The organism is Streptomyces sp. DH12 (assembly GCF_020873895.1).
Classification (GTDB): domain Bacteria; phylum Actinomycetota; class Actinomycetes; order Streptomycetales; family Streptomycetaceae; genus Streptomyces.
Genome location: NZ_JAHWGT010000506.1, coordinates 1 through 584, shown reverse-complemented (window position 1 = coordinate 584; position 584 = coordinate 1). Strand labels below are relative to the sequence as shown.

Annotated in this window: 1 protein-coding gene; it reads left to right on the top strand. The window is 70.2% G+C overall.

What is annotated here, in order from left to right; translation table 11 throughout:
- Positions 1-110: 110 nt before the first annotated feature.
- Positions 111-584: TetR/AcrR family transcriptional regulator (locus tag LPA54_RS35440; RefSeq protein ID WP_228984690.1), on the top strand; the 474-nt coding region annotated here is incomplete at its 3' end.

Genomic DNA, 584 nt, shown 5'->3' with positions numbered 1-584 from the left:
CCTCAGCCGCACCCTCGCTAGTACAGCGTGTTAGCAGAACGCTAGCACACTGTACTAGTACGCCGTGCTAGTAGAGTGGGCGGAACCGGGAGAAGCGAAGGGGAGCGGGTATGGACACGCGCGAGAAGATCCTCCAGGCCGCCGCGGAGATGCTCGCCGAGGACATGGCGGCGAAGCTGAGCGTGCGCGCGGTCGCCGCGCGCGCGGGAGTGAGCGTCGGCTCACTGAGGTTCCACTTCCCCACCCAGCGCGCCCTCCAGGACAGCTTGCTCGCGCGGATCTACGAGCACCTGCTGCCCGGCGACGCGATCCGGGACCGGACGCTGCCGCCCCGCGAGCGGCTGCTGAACTGCCTGCGGCAGGTCCTCGCACCGCTCGGCACCAGGGAGGACGCGCGGACCGCATGGGGCACGGTGTACCGGGCCTTCATCGAACCCGAGCCGACCGAAGAGGTACGCGCCGCATACCTCCGCTTCGAGCGGGAGGCGGAGCGCCGGGTCGAACACTGGCTGACCGGGCTCGAGGCGGAAGGCGATGTGTCCCCGGGGCACCACACCCGCACCCGCTGGTGCGTTCTCACGGGC